16 protein-coding genes and 1 tRNA gene are annotated in these 18268 nt (G+C 46.8%); 11 read left to right on the top strand and 6 right to left on the bottom strand.

The window, feature by feature from the left end:
• Positions 1-460: 460 nt before the first annotated feature.
• Entirely contained in the window at positions 461-1387 is a 927-nt protein-coding gene (gene thyD, locus QUA33_RS05955; protein WP_333147273.1) for a thylakoid membrane protein ThyD, read from the bottom strand.
• 148 nt (positions 1388-1535) lie between these two features.
• Between thyD and QUA33_RS05950 the strand changes: the two genes are divergently transcribed.
• A complete protein-coding gene (locus QUA33_RS05950) occupies positions 1536-3167 on the top strand; it encodes a DUF3352 domain-containing protein (protein ID WP_333147271.1) in 1632 nt (543 codons plus the stop codon).
• A 171-nt stretch (positions 3168-3338) separates the two neighbouring features.
• On the opposite strand, the gene QUA33_RS05945 is transcribed toward QUA33_RS05950, so the two are convergent.
• From QUA33_RS05945 to QUA33_RS05935, 3 genes are all read right to left on the bottom strand, one after another.
• A complete protein-coding gene (locus tag QUA33_RS05945; RefSeq protein ID WP_006632682.1) occupies positions 3339-3536 on the bottom strand; it encodes a hypothetical protein in 198 nt (65 codons plus the stop codon).
• Positions 3537-3732: 196 nt separating this feature from the next.
• Positions 3733-4149: a tetratricopeptide repeat protein gene (locus QUA33_RS05940; RefSeq protein ID WP_333147269.1), complete on the bottom strand. Its 417-nt coding sequence runs from the start codon at positions 4147-4149 to the stop codon at positions 3733-3735.
• 87 nt (positions 4150-4236) lie between these two features.
• Positions 4237-4590, bottom strand: a complete 354-nt coding sequence (locus QUA33_RS05935; protein ID WP_333075296.1) for an iron-sulfur cluster assembly accessory protein — start codon at positions 4588-4590, stop codon at positions 4237-4239.
• Between the two features lie 244 nt (positions 4591-4834).
• Between QUA33_RS05935 and QUA33_RS05930 the strand changes: the two genes are divergently transcribed.
• The 10 genes from QUA33_RS05930 to QUA33_RS05885 all read left to right on the top strand — a co-directional run bounded on the left by QUA33_RS05930 (position 4835) and on the right by QUA33_RS05885 (position 16454).
• A complete protein-coding gene (locus QUA33_RS05930; RefSeq protein WP_333147268.1) occupies positions 4835-6484 on the top strand; it encodes a DUF6930 domain-containing protein in 1650 nt (549 codons plus the stop codon).
• Between the two features lie 108 nt (positions 6485-6592).
• Positions 6593-6847: a hypothetical protein gene (locus QUA33_RS05925; RefSeq protein ID WP_333147266.1), complete on the top strand. Its 255-nt coding sequence runs from the start codon at positions 6593-6595 to the stop codon at positions 6845-6847.
• Positions 6837-7208 carry a type II toxin-antitoxin system PemK/MazF family toxin gene (locus tag QUA33_RS05920; protein WP_333147265.1) on the top strand — a complete coding sequence of 124 codons (372 nt, stop codon included), beginning with the start codon at positions 6837-6839 and terminating at the stop codon, positions 7206-7208. Before QUA33_RS05925 ends, QUA33_RS05920 begins: the two co-directional genes overlap by 11 nt.
• Positions 7209-7268: 60 nt before the next feature.
• On the top strand, positions 7269-8705 hold the full coding sequence (gene zds / locus QUA33_RS05915) for a 9,9'-di-cis-zeta-carotene desaturase (protein WP_333147335.1): 1437 nt from the start codon (positions 7269-7271) through the stop codon (positions 8703-8705).
• A 102-nt stretch (positions 8706-8807) separates the two neighbouring features.
• The gene (locus QUA33_RS05910) at positions 8808-9254 is read left to right on the top strand and encodes an SRPBCC family protein (protein WP_333041342.1); all 447 of its coding nucleotides are present in this window, start codon (positions 8808-8810) and stop codon (positions 9252-9254) included.
• A 106-nt stretch (positions 9255-9360) separates the two neighbouring features.
• A complete protein-coding gene (locus tag QUA33_RS05905) occupies positions 9361-11427 on the top strand; it encodes a serine/threonine-protein kinase (protein ID WP_333147262.1) in 2067 nt (688 codons plus the stop codon).
• Positions 11428-11514: 87 nt separating this feature from the next.
• A tRNA-Val gene (locus QUA33_RS05900) sits at positions 11515-11588 on the top strand.
• 206 nt (positions 11589-11794) lie between these two features.
• Positions 11795-12058: a hypothetical protein gene (locus QUA33_RS05895; protein WP_333147260.1), complete on the top strand. Its 264-nt coding sequence runs from the start codon at positions 11795-11797 to the stop codon at positions 12056-12058.
• A gap of 15 nt (positions 12059-12073) precedes the next feature.
• A complete protein-coding gene (locus QUA33_RS05890; protein ID WP_333147333.1) occupies positions 12074-12373 on the top strand; it encodes a Uma2 family endonuclease in 300 nt (99 codons plus the stop codon).
• Between the two features lie 532 nt (positions 12374-12905).
• On the top strand, positions 12906-16454 hold the full coding sequence (locus tag QUA33_RS05885) for a PAS domain S-box protein (RefSeq protein ID WP_333147258.1): 3549 nt from the start codon (positions 12906-12908) through the stop codon (positions 16452-16454).
• 611 nt (positions 16455-17065) lie between these two features.
• Here QUA33_RS05885 and QUA33_RS05880 read toward each other — a convergent pair.
• Both QUA33_RS05880 and QUA33_RS05875 read right to left on the bottom strand, forming a co-directional pair.
• Complete coding sequence (locus tag QUA33_RS05880) at positions 17066-17224, bottom strand: hypothetical protein (RefSeq protein ID WP_333147257.1); 159 nt, start codon at positions 17222-17224, stop codon at positions 17066-17068.
• A 10-nt stretch (positions 17225-17234) separates the two neighbouring features.
• Entirely contained in the window at positions 17235-18233 is a 999-nt protein-coding gene (locus QUA33_RS05875) for a hypothetical protein (protein ID WP_333147255.1), read from the bottom strand.
• Positions 18234-18268 lie beyond the last annotated feature (35 nt).

The following is an 18268-nucleotide window of genomic DNA, read 5'->3' as shown; positions in this document are numbered from 1 at the left end:
AACCGGGTTTCTTACCCAAATCTTCGGTAGGATGCCAAAATTATCGCAGAAACCCGGTTTCTTGGCTGAGGCTGAGGGGCGCGCGCGTCGGGTTCAGAAACCGGGTTTCTTACCCAAATCTTCGGTAGGATGCCAAAATTATCGCAGAAACCCGGTTTCTTGGCTGAGGCTGAGGCGCGCGCGTCGGGGCCTCAGAAACCGGGTTTCTTACCCAAATCGGGCGTGAGGATGCAAAAATTGTCGCAGAAACCCGGTTTCTTGGCTGAGGCTGAGGTGATCGCGTCGGGGAGTCAGAAACCGGGTTTCTTACCCAAATCTTCGGTAGGATGCCAAAATTATCGCAGAAACCCGGTTTCTTGGATGGCAGGGCCTCAGAAACCGGGTTTCTTCACCCAATCGGGCGTGAGGATGCCAAAATTATCGCAGAAACCCGGTTTCTTGGACAACGAGGATGCGACTTCTAACTTCCCGATAAAATCTCTTCGAGTGCTAATTTCAGCGTCGGATATTGATATTGAAAACCACTAGCTAAAGTTTGTTTCGGCAACACTTTCTGCCCTTCCAAAACAACTTTTGCCCCATCTCCCAACAGCATTTCTAAAGCAAAACTTGGCACCGGCAACCAAGAAGGCCGCTTTAAAACTTCCCCTAAAGTTTGACACAATTCATTCATCCGCACCGGATTCGGTGCTGTCGCATTCAAAACGCCTTCAACTTGCGGATTTTGCAAAGCGTACAAAATTAAATCAACCACATCCTCGCGATGAACCCAAGAAAACCACTGTTTTCCTGTCCCAATTGGGCCGCCTGCAAATAGTTTAAAAGCTGGCAGCATTTTTGCCAACGCGCCTCCCATTCCCAACACTATCCCCAGCCGCAAGATTGCTAGCCGCGTTCCCGCATTTTTTGCAGGTTGGGCTGCTGCTTCCCAGTCTTTGCAAACTGCTGCTAAAAAATCGTTTCCCGCGAGGCTCGTTTCGTCAAACTCAGCGCTTTCGCTGGTTCCGTAATAGCCGATCGCCGATGCACTCACAAACACCGATGGTCTAGGATTAGCATTGACGATCGCCTCGACCAATTTTGCCGTCGTCAGTCTGCGACTGTCCAGAATTGCTTGCTGGCGCGCCTCCGTCCACCTTTCCTCCGCAATCGGAACGCCTGCTAAATTGACAACAGCGTCGCAGCCCGCGATCGACTTTTGCCAATCACCAGACTCCGCTGGAGTGTAGGCGACAACTTCCAAATTCGGATAAGCTGAAGCGGGAAAAACTCGGCCAGCCTTCGCCGCATCCCTGCTCAAAACCACCACTTGATGTCCCGCAGCTTGCAGCTTCTCCACCAGCCGGCTACCTACAAATCCCGTTGCTCCCGCGATCGCTACTTTCATCTTTTACCAATAATGCACAGTTCTAGCAGTTTAGACGATCGTCCAAACTTGTTTTGAATTATACAAAAATAAACAGCAGCCTCGATCGCCTCCCCACAAGCCAAGTGTATTTTCATTAAACTGATAAAGGACGCGAGGAACACAAACCATGCCTGCAAAAAAATCAAAGCTTCTAATTGCTGCCTCCATCGTCGCAGCAGGTAGCGCTGCGGTCTACTTTTACTTCCAGGGTTTGAGCCAACAAGTATCCAACCCTCAAGACAGCGCCAAAGTTGTGCCCGACGAAGCAATGATGGCCGCGTTTATCTCCCCCAATCCCCAAGCGTTGGCGCAGTTGCAGCGATTTGGCACGCCAGGGGCTCAAAAGTTGATCGGCCAGGGTTTGAAGGGTTTTCAAGAACAAAGCTTGGCAGGCACTCAAATCGACTTTGACAGGGACTTAAAGCCTTGGCTGGGGGGGGTGATGGTCGCTTTGCTGCCCCCTGACGCTGCGACGAATACAGAGCCTCCTAAGCTGCTGGTAGTCGTCAGCGTGAAAAATAAAATTAGCGCTTGGAATTTTGCTAATAAATTAAAATCTCAGCCTGGTGCAACTACTCAAGAAACCGAGTATAAAGGAATTAAAATTTTTGAGATTGCAGAGCCAACAGGCAAGCGCTACAGTGTGGCTTTGCTGAACGACCAATTAGTGATGGCTCCTTTGAAAAAGCCTCTGGAATTGGCGATCGATACTTTTAAAGGAGAACCCTCTCTCGCTACGCAACCGAGCACAACTAAGTTTTTTGCAGAGAGTGCTGGTGTCAAGAATCCGATCGCAACTGTTTATATTGCTGACTATCCGGCGGCAATTGACCAATTGAAAGCTAATTTGCCCGCCGATATCCAGTTGCCTTGGACATTGTTTTCGCAGTTCAAACAAGTCAAGTCTTTGGTTGCGGGAATTGGGGCGGATAGTACGGGATTGAGGGTAAAAACTATTGCTCAGTTAGACCCTAAATTCGTGCAGCAAAATCCACAATTCGCATCGAAATTGTTACCCAGATTTCCGGATGAAACTATTGCTTTAGTCGGCGGCAAGGGAATCGATAAAATTTGGTCGCAAGCAACCGCTGAGGCACAAGATAGCCCGGAAGTTGACAGGGGAGTTCAGCAGGTGAGGGATAGTTTTAAGCGGTTGGATCTGGATGCGGATCGAGAGGTTTTTGGTTGGATGAATGGGGAATTTGCGATCGGGGCGATCGGTTCCAATCAAGGGATTTTGTCTCAGTTGGGGATGGGGGCGGCGATGATTTTTGAAACCAGCGATCGCCCGGCCGCCGAAGCAACCTTGAAAAAACTTGATGCGATTGCCAAAAGCAATCCTACAGTCAGCGTTGCCCCCAGACAAGTTCAAGGCAAAGAGGTTACGGAGTGGCAAATACCCCAGCAAGGCACTTTATTCGGACACGGTTGGCTGAATGAAAATTCTGTGTTTGTAGCTTTTGGCGGGCCTTTAGTTGATGTGATTACTTCGACGCCACCGCAACCGTTAAGCAGCAGTCCGAGTTTTCAGGCGATCGCTACTTCTTTACCGCGGGCCAACCAAGGTTACTTTTACATAGATATGGAAAAAACCATGTCTTGGGCTAACCAATATTTGCTCGCTGTACAGCCAAATTTAGTTTCGCCGCCCGCTGCTGAATTGCTGAATTCTCTCCGAGGAGTTAGCGTAGCCACAGCGTCTACGCAACCGACAACTGCTGAGTTGGAGATGCTTTTTGCGTTCAAATCTAACAATTAGGGAATTTGTAATCGGTAATTTGTAATCGGTAATTCTTCCTTCTATCCTTCTATCTCTTAAATCCCGATTCAGTGCGCGTTGCCGAAGTTTTTCCTGACAAAAAAAGATGCTGCCCTCCATGGAGGGCAGCTACTCAAATAAAGCATCTTAAAGTCTCTCACAACTTCAGAATTAACCTTCAGACATTCCTGATTTATTCGGCAATTGCAAATCATCCGGGTCTACGTAGTGACAAACTGCTTTGTCCATGCAAATCAAGGCCCAACCGGATTTATCGATGCTCATCAACTTGTAAGAAGCTGGCTGAATAAAGAAACCTTTGTGGTTGCGGGTTGCGGGTTTGATGTTAACGTGGCTGTCAGTGCTCATGTTTTTACAACTCCTAGTATTATCGTAGTAAAATCTGAAAACCGCTGAGCGGGTTTGTCAATCGTCTAAGTTTTCAAATACTAGCACTGACTTTCTGAGTTTTCCATAAAGTTATTTATTGATTTATTACGATGTCGTAATAAACCGCAAAACCGATTTCCTCGATCCCCGCCCAAAAATCGACTTGTTTGCGCGGTTACGGCTCCAGAAGCCACTGTTTAACGCGGGCGAGACTCTTCCAGTCGGGTTTTCTCTTTAATCCTTCTTCAAAATTTTTTTTAACTTCGTCGAGCAGCTCTTCTGAAGCCATTAGAAGTTGCTGAGCCACTTCTACGTGGGGGCGCACTCCTTTATCTTTGAGATCCAGGATCGCTACTGCTAGGTTGATGCGAGCTTGGGGGTCGTGAGGGTTCAATTTAACGGCTGTTTTCGCTGCTTTCTGAGCCGAAGATGGTTTATTTTCCAACAGGTAGAGCCACGCGAGGCTAGCCCAGGCATTGCCATTTTTGGGAGCTTTTTCGCACACTTCTTTAAACACGGGGATCAGATTAGCCGGGGCTTCGCCAGCTTGGTAGCGATCGAAACCGTCTTTAAACAATTCTTCAGGGGTCATTCGATTTTAGATTTTAGATTTGGGATGTTGCACGGAAAAGGGCATGGGGCAGTTAACAACTTTCTGCCCCATGCCCTCTTTTCCGATTTATGTAGAAAAAGAACTGCCACAACCGCAAGTTTGAGTTGCGTTGGGGTTAGTAAACTGAAAGCCGCCCCCAATCATAGCATCGCTGAAGTCGAGAACCAAACCGTAGAGATAAAGAATGCTCTTGCGATCGCAAACTACCTGAAAACCGTCGTAGTCGAACACTTCATCGTCGGATTTCACAGTGCTTGGATCTGCGAAATCCATCACGTAGGACATTCCAGAGCATCCGCCCTGGCGCACCCCTACCCGCAAGCAGAGGTCTTTACCTTGTTTTTCTCTCAGGGCTAAAACTTGACGGATAGCAGAGTCCGTCATTTGAATTCCCCGCTTTTGTGAAGTGGCTTGAGTCATAATTTCCGAACTCCTGAGACTGTCTAATGCAAAGAGTTTAATCTTATTGCTCCATTGTACAGGCATTCGCCAGAAGGCATTCGGTTAGATGCTGAAGGACGAATTTTTAGCTTCTAAGTTTTAATTCCCGTGGGGCCTCGTTCCCAAGCTTGATGCCCTCTCCCCCTATAGGGTTTATGATTGAGAAGCAGCGGTTGACCGGCTACCGGCACCGCAACAATGCTTCACCCAACGGGCTTACTCTATGGCAGCGCTGAATCGCTCTACTCTTCGTCGGCTACAAAACTTACCTCAAATTCCCAGCGTGTGGGAGGGCGATCGCCGACCCTTATCTAATGCTGACTCGCACATGATGCTAGATGACGATGACGTTCTCGAAGCTGGTGGCGAGTGCATTCTCTGGGTCGATGGCTCCGAAGGAGTCGTGAGGGCTATGGACATGGTAGGCCCAGATGCCGGCCCAGAGGCGATCGTCCGGGCCCTGCTACGGGCAATGGAACATCCCCAAAGTCCGGCTCCCGCAGTCCGCCCCCAAAAAATAGTAGTCAAAAACCGAGAAATTCAATTTTATCTGCGGGGCGTACTTCAAGATTTAAGCATTTCCATTGACTACGTGCCGGAATTGCCCTTAATTGACGAAATATTTCGCGGCATGGAAGAGGTGGCGATCAACAGACCTCCTGAGTTACCCCCTCAGTATGCTGAAGTTTTAATGGAAAAAGCTGCTCAAATTTGGCATGATGCTCCGTGGCGGACTTTGAGCGAACACCAAATTATATCTATTGAAATCAATCAGTGGGATGTCGGCAGCCTCTACGTGTCGGTATTGGGGCAAGCCAGAATGGATTATGGAGTTTTACTGTACCGTTCTCTAGAATCCTTGAAACGGTTTCGAGAACGAGTCGTCAACGATGAATCTTTTGAAGATTTAGAACAGGCTTTTTTAGGGCAAGACTGTTTGTTTGTTACCTTTGAAAGTGCAGCAGATATTGATGAGGACGACGACGAAGAAATTGATTTAGCCGATTTGCCTCCATCGGAAATTGAACCAAATTTCGGCAACCTGCATCCTTTAGAAGGATTGCGATCGATTCTTTACGAAGAAGAAGCCCTCACGATGTTAGTTGCTCTCGAAGCATTTCACCGCTTTTTCCGCAACGGTCGCCGGAAATTGGGATCGGACACTTTTCCCACTCTTAGCAGTCGCTACCGCATCCCTGTTCCGCAGGCTGACGGAGAAATTCAACAGGTATCCGTTAAAGTTTCGACGATGCCCGAAGTGTCAGACGAATTATTACAGATGCTCGGTGATGACGATGATGACGATGATGACGATGATGATGAATTTGACAAGCCACTGCTGCGGGACGATTTGGTGCCGCAAAATTCATTTTTGAGTCTCGGCGCCGTACCTTGGGAAACGGTAGATTTCCTGCGCCAAAGTGTCCAGTTTCACCAAGGTGCAGAAATTGATATTAATACAGCGGGAGATGGTTTGCCGGTGGTGATGATCCAAACTTCTCATCCGAAGGCAAAAACTATGATTCAGGATTTGAAAGAAGCTGGAGGCGTCAAGGGGATTGGTTTTAATCCGGGCGAAAATCCTTTTCAGGATGAGCAATATGACTTGGGTATTTTGCAAACCAAAAATGGGGAGCTGTATTTGTTTGGAGAGTTTAATGAAGACGATCCGGTGCATCAGGAAGCTCGCAAGAAGTGGGACCGTCGCTGTAAATTAACCAACGGTTGGTGCGGTTTGATTATTGCTAAAGGGTTGATGGGTGCTTCTCGCGGTCAGCCTCAGTTTAAGGATATGATCGCTTTGCTTGAGGTGCGCTGGGTGTCTGCTAAAGACTTGGGAATTGGGCCACTCCAGTTGATGCCGATGTTTTGAAGGAAGAAGGAAGAAGGAAGAAGGAAGAAGGAAGAAAGAATATGTAAAAGTAATTTGTAAGGTGCGCCCCAGCGCACCATTGTTTTTAAATTTTTAAGGAAAATGATTATGTCAAATTCTACTCAAAAGCGAGAAGTGTTAGTCGCCCTTGATGCTGAATTCGCCGACAAAATAGACCAACTTACTGATAATTGGACGGAGGCGATCGAGCAGGCTCTCCGTCTCTGGTACGCTAAGCAAATAGAAGATAAGTTGCGGAAGTTTTATCAAAACCGCAGCCCAGAAGATATTGAGGAGGAAAAAGAGTGGTTTAATTTTGTAGAAGAACAGATAGAAGAAACATGGAACAGCGATGGACTCTAACTCAACAGGAAAAACTTATCCCCGCCAAGGTGAGATTTATCTTTCTAGGGCTTTACGTCAGTTAGGAGATACAAAAAAAAGACCTGTAGTTGTGGTTTCTCCCGATATCCGCAACGAGTTTACTGATTCTGTAATTGTTGTTCCTTTCACAAGTAACCGGCAAGGAGTAGAAAATCCTACTCGTGTCTTGATTCCTGCGGGTGAGGGAGGATTGCAAGCTGATTCTCTAGCTGTATGTGAAAACGTTTCTGCTTTGCGGCAGACATTCCTAGAACAAGGCCCTTACGGTCAAATTAGTGCCGATGTCCTAGCAAAAATTCAGAGGGCTGTACAAGTGTCGATCGGCATTTATGAACTTTGAATGTTTCGGAAATTCTAAAATTTGTTACAATCTGTAAAAATACGGGAAAGGATAGGTAAAATGCGGGTTGCGATCGCAGGTGCGGGACTGGCTGGAATGACCACAGCAGTCGATTTAGTGGAGGCCGGCCACGAAGTAGAAATTTTTGAATCCCGCCCCTTTGTCGGCGGCAAAGTCGGCAGTTGGGTAGATCCCGACGGCAATCACGTTGAAATGGGTTTGCACGTCTTCTTCGGCTGCTATTATAACTTATTTGCCCTGATGAAAAAAGTGGGAGCATTTGACGATTTGCTCCTCAAAGAACACGTCCACACTTTTATCAATCGAGGCGGCGAAACTGGTTCTTTAGATTTTCGTTTTCCCGTGGGTGCTCCTTTGCACGGATTGAAGGCATTTTTTACTACATCCCAGCTATCCGTACAAGACAAAATTCAAAATGCGATCGCCCTGGGAACTAGCCCCATCGTCCGAGGTTTGATAGACTTTGACGGGGCAATGAAAACTATCCGCGATTTGGATAAAGTTAGCTTCGCTGACTGGTTCCGCAGTCAAGGTGGCAACCAAAACTCGCTCAAAAGAATGTGGAATCCGATCGCCTACGCACTGGGTTTTATCGACACTGAAAATATTTCAGCCCGGTGTATGTTGACAATATTTCAATTCTTTGCATCGAAAACCGAAGCCTCTGTCATGCGGATGCTGGCTGGTTCTCCCAACGAATATTTGCACAAACCAATTGTGGAATATTTGGAAAAGAAAGGAGCCAAAATTTACACGCGGCGCAGAGTCCGAGAAATTCAGTTTGAAGAAGGCGAAGAAACCCGCGTGACAGGCTTGGTAGTAGCTAACGGCGAAACAGAAGAAAATATTACCGCAGACGCTTACGTTTTTGCCTGCGACGTGCCGGGAATTCAGAAAATATTGCCCCCAGCTTGGCGCAAATGGTCAGAATTTGACAACATTTATAAATTAGATGCGGTGCCGGTTGCTACAGTACAATTGCGTTTCGACGGTTGGGTAACGGAACTGGAAGACGAAGCCCAGCGCAAACAGTTGAGCCACGCTGTAGGAATCGATAATTTGCTATATTCAGCAGATGCAGATTTTTCTTGTTTTGCAGATTTGGCGCTGACAAGTCCCAAAGATTATTATCAAGAAGGACAAGGTTCGCTGCTGCAGTTGGTGCTGACACCGGGAGATCCGTTTATTAAACAAAGCAATGAGGCGATCGCCCAACACGTACTCAAGCAAGTTCAGGATTTGTTCCCGTCAGCGCGGGAATTAAACATGACTTGGTACAGTGTAGTTAAGCTCGCTCAATCTTTGTATCGGGAAGCACCGGGAATGGATGTTTTCCGCCCCGCTCAAAAAACTCCGATCGCCAATTTCTTTCTAGCAGGAAGTTACACTCAGCAAGACTACATTGATAGTATGGAAGGAGCGACACTTTCAGGCCATCAAGCGGCTAAGGCAATTCTCGAAGCTTACAGTCATTAGTCATCAGTCCTCTCTCGTTTTCTCTGGTTCCCAGGCTATGCCTGGGAACCAGAAAGAAACAATTCTTCAATCTAAAATCTAAAATCTAAAATCTAAAATCGCATGACTGATTGGTTAGAACACAGCGTCCAAGTAGAAGTAGCAATTCCCATCGAATTAGCGTGGCAACTCTGGTCAGATTTAGAGCAAATGCCGCGCTGGATGAAGTGGATAGAATCTGTTCATGTTCTCGAAGAAGATCCAGAGTTGTCTCGCTGGAAACTCGCAACTGGCGGGTTAGAATTTAGCTGGCTTTCTCGGATTCTTAAATTAGTGCCGCATCAGATAATTCAGTGGGAATCGGTAGACGGCTTACCAAATCGAGGTGCCGTAAGATTTTACGATCGCAAAGACAGCAGTATCGTCAAGCTGACAGTGGCTTACGGAATTCCCGGCTGGCTGGGAAAATTGATGGATAACCTATTTCTGGGCCGCGTGGTTGAATCGACAATTCAGGCTGATTTGGAAAGGTTTAAAGAGTATGCTCTGAAAGTGAAAGCCACATCTTAAATTCTGAGGGCTAAAGTCCTGTGGTTTTTAATTGTAACGCGAGAGTCGATCGCCCCCCGGCCTCAGTATCATAGAGATGTGCTGCTGATTCCTTCTCGGTTCAGTTATGAGTTACTGCCTAAACCCCGCCTGTCAAAACCCGCAAAATGCCGATCGTACCCAATTCTGCCTGAATTGTGGCTCCAAACTGTTGCTGAGAGAGCGTTACCGCGCCATCAAACCCCTGGGGCGCGGCGGTTTTGGTCGCACTTTTTTAGCAATAGACGAAGACAAACCCTCCAAACCCCGCTGTGCAATTAAACAGTTTTTCCCGCTATCTCAAGGTACCAGCAGCAGCGAAAAAGCAGCAGAATTATTCAACCGAGAAGCGGTGCGGCTGGACGAATTGGGGAAACACCCGCAAATTCCCGAACTGCTAGCGCACTTTCAGCAGGAACGCTATCAGTATTTGGTACAGGAATTTATAGAAGGTCAGAATTTACAGGAAGAGTTGGCGCGGACTGGGCCTTTTAGCGAAAGTCAGATTCTCAGTCTGCTGAAGGATTTATTGCCAGTATTGCAGTTCGTGCACGATCGCAGTGTAATTCACCGAGATATTAAACCGCCCAATATTATCCGCCGCCGCATTTCTCAAACTCCCATCATTTATACTTATCCAACATTAACCGGGGAATTAGTTTTAGTTGATTTTGGCGCTGCAAAAGTTGTGGAGGGTTTGAGACAAACCGGTACAGTCATCGGTTCTCCCGAATTTGTGGCGCCGGAACAAATTAGAGGTCAAGCGGTTTATGCCAGCGATTTGTACAGTTTGGGAGTAACTTGCATTTATTTGCTGACTCAAATATCTCCTTTTGATTTGTTTGATATCAATCGAGATGCTTGGGTTTGGCGAGACTTTTTAAAAGTTCAAATCGATCCGAAATTAAGTCGCATCCTCGACAAGATGATCGAACCAAGTCTCAGCCGCCGCTACAAATCAGTAGCTGAGGTATTGAAAGATTTGCAGCTGCAGTCGGCGGGGGCGGGAACGGGGACACCGCCGCTACCAGCGCCTAAAATTTCCATGCCGCAGAGAACCCCTGCGTTGCAGAATGCAGTGCCGCCAACGGTTGCAGGCACAATTATACCTGTGCCGCCGATGCAGCGGGTTGTACCCGCACGCGCGCCTACTTGGAGGTGTGTTCACACTCTCGTAGGGCATTCTAATGCTGTCACGTCGGTAGCTTTCAGTCCTGATGGCGCGACTTTAGCTAGCGGCAGTGAGGACAAGACGATTGAGATGTGGAAGTTGGAGACCGGTAAGCGGTGGTACACTCTCACGGGTCATTCTGACTGGGTGACTTGTGTGGCGTTTAGTCCTGATGGCGCTACTTTGGCTAGTGGCGGCCGTGATAAAACAATTCAAATTTGGGATTTGAATAAGGGTAAGTGGTGGTACGCTTTGCGGGGTCACGAGGATAGGGTTTATGCTGTGGCTTTTAGTCGGGATGGTCAGGTTTTGGCTAGTGGCAGTCGGGACAAAACTGTGCAGTTGTGGAATTTGAATAAGGGAAGGCGGATGTCGGCTTTGACGGGTCACGCTGGCGGGGTGGAGGCGGTGGCTTTTAGTCCTGGCGGGGAGTTTTTGGCTAGTGGCAGTCGGGATATGACTGTGCAGTTGTGGGATTGGCAAAACGGTCGATCGATTTGTACTTTAGCAGAACACGGGGATTGGGTGCGGGCGATCGTTTTTGCTGCGACCCCCCCCTTGGTAAGGGGGGGTGTAGGAGAAGGATTGACTTCCTCTGTGTCCCCTGCCGGTCAGACCCCCCCCAGCCCCCCCTTGGTAAGGGGGGGAGTAGGAGAAGGATTAATTTTGGCGAGTGGCAGTCGGGATGGTACGGCGAAGCTGTGGCGGGTGGATGCACAGGGGCGAGGGACACTGCTGCGGAGTATGAGGGACAATTCTGGGGATGTTTTGTGTGTGGCGTTCAGTCCTGATGGTCGGGTTTTGGCGACGGGGAGTCGGGATGGCACGATTTATTTGTGGGATGCGGGTACGGGGGGTTTGCTGGAAATTCTGACGGGCCACGGGGGGGAGGTTTTGTCGGTGGCGTTTAGTCCTGATGGGGGGAGTGTGGCTAGCGGTGCGGGCGATAGAACTGTGAAGATTTGGCGGGGGATTGGGCATTAAGGGCGATGTCAAGAGTGCCCGCTTAAAAAAATCTCATATTTCTGCTTGACAGGCGATCGAATGTTCTGCTACATTAGGAATTCGTGAGGACGCATAGCTCAGTTGGTTAGAGCACTACGTTGACATCGTAGGGGTCACTGGTTCGAGTCCAGTTGTGTCCATAAATTTCCATGATTTATAAATCAAGGGTTTTAGGTTTGCCCTCCTACCGAGAGTTTTTTCTTTCCCTAGATAATTAACCTATTAGTTAGATAATGAACTTAAAAATCTGACGCACCCTACTGAATCAGAATCAAATGATATTAATGATATTAGAGCATTGGAGACTTTACCATGACTCAAGCAATATCTAAGTTAATGACTTTTGATGAATTTCTGGCAGGAAAACCCGAAAACGGACGCTATTAATTACATAACGGATTTATGGTTGAAATGCCCAATCCAACTGGTAAACATTCAGCGAGTGCGGGTTTTCAGGCGACCGAATTGGGTTTGTAAATCAGGCGATTACAACCAAATTCCTTACTTTATTCCGAAGGAATCTACAATTAAATTTAACTATAACTCTGGCTACGATCCAGATGTGATTGTATTAGACAAACAAGCCGTAGAAGCCAATGAGTCAAGATAGGAAAGAGAATCAGTTATTACTCAGGAAAATTCGATTCAATTAATTATTGAAATTGTCAGCACAAATTGGCGCGATAATTGTGTACATATAATGATTGAGTGTGAAGCATTAAGCATTCCTAAATATTGGATTGTAGATTATTTGGGTTTAGGATGTAGCCGTTATATTGGTTATCCTAAACAGCCTACTTTATCGGTTTATCAGTTAGTAGATGGTGAGTATCAAATTAAGCTGTTTCGGGGAGACGAAAGGATTGAATCAGCGGTGTTTCCCGAGTTAAATTTGACCGCTAAGCAAATTTTTAACGGTGGATAAGTGCGGAGGCGATCGCATAGCTAAGTTGGTCAGAGCACTACGTTTACATCGTAGAGGTCACTTGTTATAGTCCAGTTTTGTCAGCTAAAACCCGCCCACCAAGCTGGTTTTGTTGTTTCTACAACCAAACTGGTGGATTTGGCATTATTAATTAGGAATGACAGAATATGTCTAGGCCAGAGATTTAGTACAGTCGCCACGTTTCGTCGAGGCTGTTGCTGGGCAGTTGCGTAGTTTGCATGAGTTCGCTGGTAAAGAAACGATAGCCCGATTCTCGTCGGCACTATCCCCATCCGTGAACAAAACGCAAGCAAGCAGAAAAAGAAAGAGAACAACAGTTAGAATGCGATCGCCTTGCATGGTCCCAAGCACAAGCCAATAACCGGACTCAAGACGAATTTTTAGCGGTGCTGTCCTATGAGTGGCGATCGCCCGTGTGCTTAAACACTGAATGACTTAGGTTTTGGGCATATTATATCTTGATTCCCTAACAATAACTGGCATAATAGGTAAATAGGCAGGACTAACCGCAATGAATGTAGAACGTACACACTCCTTGAATCATGGACAAGAGCTTACTGTAAATTTCCCTCAAGAGCTATGTACGCACTGCCCAGCACTCGAAGTACGACGATTTACGGTGATAGTCGCTCACATGACTGAGGCTTTTATTTCTATTAATTCAGAGTGGCACTGCACCTATGTCAACTATAAAGCAGAGCAGCTTTTAAACAGGAAGTGGCAACACCTGATAGGCAAAAATATATGGACTATATTTTCGGTAGATCTTACTTCTGAGCTATATAAGTATTGTCATCAAGCGATCGCAACGCCAACGGCGATCGAGTTTGAAGAACACTACCCCTCACTCAACAAGTGTTTGAGAATTCGCCTCATCAAGAGTGAAGATGGCTTACTTATTTACTTCCAAGATACGACTCAAACATCTCAACTCGATCGACAATTGAAAGCCGAAATCGCCAAATGCCAGCAGGTGGAAGCCACTCTCCAGAAAAAACAGGACTTTTTGAAGGCAATTCTAAACAACGTTCAAGCTGGCATTGTAGCTTGCGATGCCGAGGGCATATTGACGGTATTTAACCAAGCAGCTAAAGATTTTCATGGACTACCTCAGCAGCCAGTTCCACCGGAGCAATGGGCCCAGTATTATAACTTGTATTTGCCCGACGGCAAAACACCCATGAATACAGAGGATATTCCCCTGTTCCAGGCATTGCAAGGACAAAACGTTCGTGATGTGGAAATGATGATTGTTCCGCAGCATGGAACGGCGCGAATGCTGTTAGCAACTGGACAGGCAATTATTGCCGCAAACGGCGAAAAACAGGGTGCTGTTGTCGTGATGCACGACATTACACAACGCCAGCAGGCAGAAACTGCTCTGCGTGAGGGTGAAGCGCAATTATCCAGCATCTTCCAAACTATTCCTGATGGCATCACTATTCTAGATTCTACCGGACAGATTATTGCCGCTAATAAGGCAGCAGAGAGGATTTTAAGATTAACTAGCAGCGACATTGTGGAGCGAGGCTATAACGATCCATCCTGGTTAATTACAACCGTGGAGGGTCATCCTTTCCCAGAAGAGGAACTGCCGTTTGCGAGGGTTATGCAAACAGGTGAGCCTGTTTATGGTATTGAACATGGCATTAGCCATGCCGATGGAACTCGCAGGATTCTCTCGATCAATGCTTCCCCTTTGTTTGACGCAGAGGGACAAATTATCAATATCATTGCTGCTTTCAGCGACATTACTGAACGCAAGCAAACCGAAGACGAACGAGTACAGCTTGTTCAAGAACAGGCAGCCCGTGCTGTAGCAGAGAATTCTCAACAACAATCAGCATTTTTAGCCCAAGTAAGTGCTGTCCTTTCCTCTTCACTAGAGTATGAACAAACTCTCCAAAGCGTTGCAAAGCTGGCAGTTCCTTATTTTGCAGATTGGTGTAGTGTCGATCTGCTGAATGACGATCGCACAATTGGCCGGGTTGCAGTTGCTCATTCAGATCCCGAAAAAGTGAAGTTTGGCTGGGAGTTGGCTCAACGCTTTCCCAGACATCTCGATGATGGGTATGGCATTGCTAAAGTGATGCAAACAGGACAGGTTGAAATTGGGATTGAGATTACAGATGAACAGTTAGTTGCCGCAGTGCCGAATGCTGAATACCTGGAAATCATACGTGGAGTTGGGTTAAAGTCCTGCATCATTGCACCGCTACAGGCACGCGGGCGCGTGTTGGGTAGCATTACCTTTGTGTTTACTGAATCCGATCGCCGCTATCGCCTAGAAGACATTCCCTTGGCTGAAGATTTGGCTCAGCGAGCAGCGATCGCCATTGATAACGCTCGTCTCTATAATGAAACACAACAAGCGAAATTAGCCGCCGAACTCGCTGCTAACCGGACGGCTCGACTGCTGGCGGTGATGACAGCTTTGTCTGAATCCCTAACCTCGGCTCAAGTGGCTCAGGTGATTATTGAACAGGGAATGTCCGCACTCGGAGCAAGTTGTGGTTTGGTTGCGGTATTAAACCAGGATGCAAGCGAACTGGAGATTATTAAAGCCATCGGGTACGAGCACGTAGCAGAATTTCAGCGCAGTTTTTCGATTCATGCACCCTATCCTCTGGCAGAAGCCGTGCGAAGTGGGCAACCTGTTTGGCTAGAAACTATCGAAAACCGAATTGCCCGTTATCCTGATTTAGCCCAAGCTTATGCCAAGGCTGGTTCAAAAGCTTGGATTTCTGTGCCATTGTTGATTGAAGGACAAGCCGTTGGTGGACTGTCGCTGAGTTTTTCCACCCTTCCCCAGCTTTGTGAGAGCGATCGCGCTTTCGTTTTGGCACTGGCACAGCAGTCGGCGCAGTCGATCGACCGAGCAAGACTCTATGAGTCAGAACAGCAAGCACGGGCCGAAGCCGAAGCCGCTAACCGAATCAAAGATGAGTTCTTAGCGGTTTTATCTCACGAATTGCGAACTCCGTTGAATCCTATTCTGGGTTGGACTCGACTGCTGCGAAAAGGAACTCTCAATTCTGGGAAGATAGCAGCCGCTCTCGAAACGATTGAACGCAACGCCGAGTTGCAAGTTCAACTGATTGAGGATTTGCTGGATATTTCTCGCATTCTGCAAGGCAAGCTGAGTTTGAACTCTACTCCTATTAATTTGAAAACAACGCTGACAGCCGCGATCGAAACAGTTAATTTAGCCGCCGAAGCGAAAAACATTCAAATTCAAACTCAGCTAGAACCCAATGTCGGCGATGTGTTAGGAGATGCTACCCGATTGCAACAGGTTGTCTGGAACTTGCTTACCAATGCCATTAAGTTTACTCCAACTGGAGGCCGAGTTGAAGTTGAGCTAAAAAGGATTGATTCCTATGCTCAAATTCAAGTCAGGGATACAGGAAAAGGGATTAAGCCAGAATTTATTCCCTATGTATTTGACACATTTCGACAAGCCGATAGCAGTATTACGAGAACATTTGGTGGATTAGGGCTGGGATTAGCGATCGTGCGTCACGTCGTTGAGCTACACGGTGCAACTGTCAAAGCCGAAAGTTTGGGAGAAGGACAGGGAGCAACATTTACTGTCACACTTCCTTTATTCGCCAGAAGCAATGATGCAAACAGCGATCGCAACGATAATCTCTCACTCAAATCTCAGACTTCACCATTGGCTAGATTATGTATCCTGGCCGTCGATGACGAAGTAGACAATTTAGAGTTAGTTCAGTGTATTTTGGAGGAAGCGGGAGCCACAGTTATCTCTGTATCTTCAGCAAAAGATGCACTACAAAAACTCAATGAATCTAAGCCAGATGTTTTGATTGCTGATATTGGAATGCCACAAATTGATGGCTATATGTTGATTCGTCAAGTGAGACAACTTTCCACACAGGAGGGAGGAGAGATTCCCGCGATCGCCCTGACAGCGTATGCAGGGGAGACCAATCAAAAGCAAGCACTAGCAGCCGGATTTCAAAGGCATCTTCCCAAGCCTGTTGAGCCTGAAACGTTAGTGGAGACTATTGAGAAATTGCTTCATCCAATAGAGTAATATTAACTGCGGTTGCACTCCTGATGATTGTTGACTGTTAGCTGTTAACTGTCAGTCGAAAAACTGAATGAGATAAATTCCGCTTGCATCGAAATAGTCAAATCCAGTCAACAGTCAACAATTCCCGCTGGATGGTGCAACGAAAATTGATATAATTCATTGGCGTTAATCTGTGTTTGTCTGCCCTCATCTGCGGTAAAAAAAATAGAATTTTAGCAAGCGCAGATGACAAAGGATTAACGCAGATAAAGAGTAGAGAGATAGGAGTAATTCTGATGCTAACAGATTTGATATGATGGTTGAGTAAGGATTTCAAATTGATTATTCGAGATGTCTTTTGAGTATAGTCGGGGAAGAAAATGTCACGAATTGAGGGCTAGCCTAATGCTGCTTGGCTTAGATGTATGAATAGGCTCTGCTAAGGCGGCATTGCTCCCCAAACCCGATAATATATCCTTGACGCTTGCCCTGGGCCCACAACGCGGGAAATTTTAACTTGGCCCCACAGTTGGGAAATTCCGATCGCAACCTTAACCAATGTCGATCGCCTCCAGCCCACCAGTCCGCCAGTCCATCTCAGGACACGGCCGTGCCGTGTCCTTAGCCGTAACTTATCGGCGACAGCCTTCGGCGATCGCCCTTAACACCGCTAGCCGCACTTCTGGATGAGATTTTTCAAGCCCGTTAGCCCGAAAAATCCAGTGTCCGCCGCCCGCGTGCTCGATCGCAATCTTTTGTCCGTCAGGCAAAACTATTTGCCACCAATTCAACACTGTGGCTTTAATAAGGTGGCACTGAATTTCGTTCAGTTGAACCTCCATTAATTTCAGTTGACGCATGATTGGATTTTGGGCAGATGACTTCATGATTTTTCTCATTAAATGAATTCGACTGTTTCTCGGCTTTGATTTCACTTTGCCGATTTTTGAACTTAACTTCACCTTCCGAAGTTTTCGCCTTAACTTCCCTTTCCGAAGTTTTCGCCTTAACTTCTCTTTTACCACCTTTAGGGTCAACTTTGACTCCAAAACCTTTAGACTTAACTTTTCCTGGGGCAGAAGTTGAAGTCTGTTCCGTTGCCGGCTTCTTAAACTCCGCGTCTAATTGGTCTAAAATCTCCTCTTGTTCGGGAGTATGTTCCGCTGGCTGGTCTAAATTTCTGGGATTGTATTCGCCAACCAACCTTGCCAAAAATTCCGAAATTGACAGTCCGGCTGCGGCTGCTTTTTTCGTTAAAAGGGCGTAGGTGTCCGTTTTAATACGAATTTGTTTGAGCCGGAGGTTGGGATTGTTGTCAACTGTTTCGGCAATAGTTACTGCGGTAATCCTTTCTTTTGGTATGACATCGACAACTTCTTGCCACTTTTCCTGTAAACGACAGTCGCCATATTGGTCGGTAATTGCGTGTTTGAACAAAGGAACAACTTGAGCGACGCAGCTAGGCAAAATCTCAAATCCGGCTTTAATTAAGCGCAGGCAAATGCCAGCAGCTTTGATAATTTGCGTGCAGTAAAAATACTGCCTGCCTAAAGCTTGTTCGCAGTAACTTTTAAAAGTTTTGAACTTGTCTTTGTACAATCGCAGTTTTCGGATCGCGTCCAGCATGATTCCTTGACGCACGTAGTCTAGGAATCCCCTTTTAATTTCGCCTGTCAGGTAGTCTAAATCGTGAAAGGGAGATTGATTCTGGATTTCTTCTTCAAAGTCTAGCAGCGGGCCTGCAAAGTGAAAGTTGGAGGCGACATCGCCTAGGTAGAAGTTGTCAATAGATGTGGGCATGATCGGGAATGGTTCGAGAAATGGCACGATAGCAC

Origin of the sequence: Microcoleus sp. Pol14D4 (assembly GCF_036701245.1) — a bacterium.
Taxonomy (GTDB): domain Bacteria; phylum Cyanobacteriota; class Cyanobacteriia; order Cyanobacteriales; family Microcoleaceae; genus Microcoleus.
Note: the sequence above shows the minus strand (reverse complement) of the source record. Positions and strands in the feature narration are given on the sequence as shown.

Coding starts and splice junctions, on each gene's coding strand:
- thyD (WP_333147273.1), bottom strand. CDS start 1,387: ATGAAAGTAGCGATCGCGGGAGCAACGGGATTTGTAGGTAGCCGGCTG.
- QUA33_RS05950 (WP_333147271.1), top strand. CDS start 1,536: ATGCCTGCAAAAAAATCAAAGCTTCTAATTGCTGCCTCCATCGTCGCA.
- QUA33_RS05945 (WP_006632682.1), bottom strand. CDS start 3,536: ATGAGCACTGACAGCCACGTTAACATCAAACCCGCAACCCGCAACCAC.
- QUA33_RS05940 (WP_333147269.1), bottom strand. CDS start 4,149: ATGACCCCTGAAGAATTGTTTAAAGACGGTTTCGATCGCTACCAAGCT.
- QUA33_RS05935 (WP_333075296.1), bottom strand. CDS start 4,590: ATGACTCAAGCCACTTCACAAAAGCGGGGAATTCAAATGACGGACTCT.
- QUA33_RS05930 (WP_333147268.1), top strand. CDS start 4,835: ATGGCAGCGCTGAATCGCTCTACTCTTCGTCGGCTACAAAACTTACCT.
- QUA33_RS05925 (WP_333147266.1), top strand. CDS start 6,593: ATGTCAAATTCTACTCAAAAGCGAGAAGTGTTAGTCGCCCTTGATGCT.
- QUA33_RS05920 (WP_333147265.1), top strand. CDS start 6,837: ATGGACTCTAACTCAACAGGAAAAACTTATCCCCGCCAAGGTGAGATT.
- zds (WP_333147335.1), top strand. CDS start 7,269: ATGCGGGTTGCGATCGCAGGTGCGGGACTGGCTGGAATGACCACAGCA.
- QUA33_RS05910 (WP_333041342.1), top strand. CDS start 8,808: ATGACTGATTGGTTAGAACACAGCGTCCAAGTAGAAGTAGCAATTCCC.
- QUA33_RS05905 (WP_333147262.1), top strand. CDS start 9,361: ATGAGTTACTGCCTAAACCCCGCCTGTCAAAACCCGCAAAATGCCGAT.
- QUA33_RS05895 (WP_333147260.1), top strand. CDS start 11,795: ATGAATTTCTGGCAGGAAAACCCGAAAACGGACGCTATTAATTACATA.
- QUA33_RS05885 (WP_333147258.1), top strand. CDS start 12,906: ATGAATGTAGAACGTACACACTCCTTGAATCATGGACAAGAGCTTACT.
- QUA33_RS05875 (WP_333147255.1), bottom strand. CDS start 18,233: ATGCCCACATCTATTGACAACTTCTACCTAGGCGATGTCGCCTCCAAC.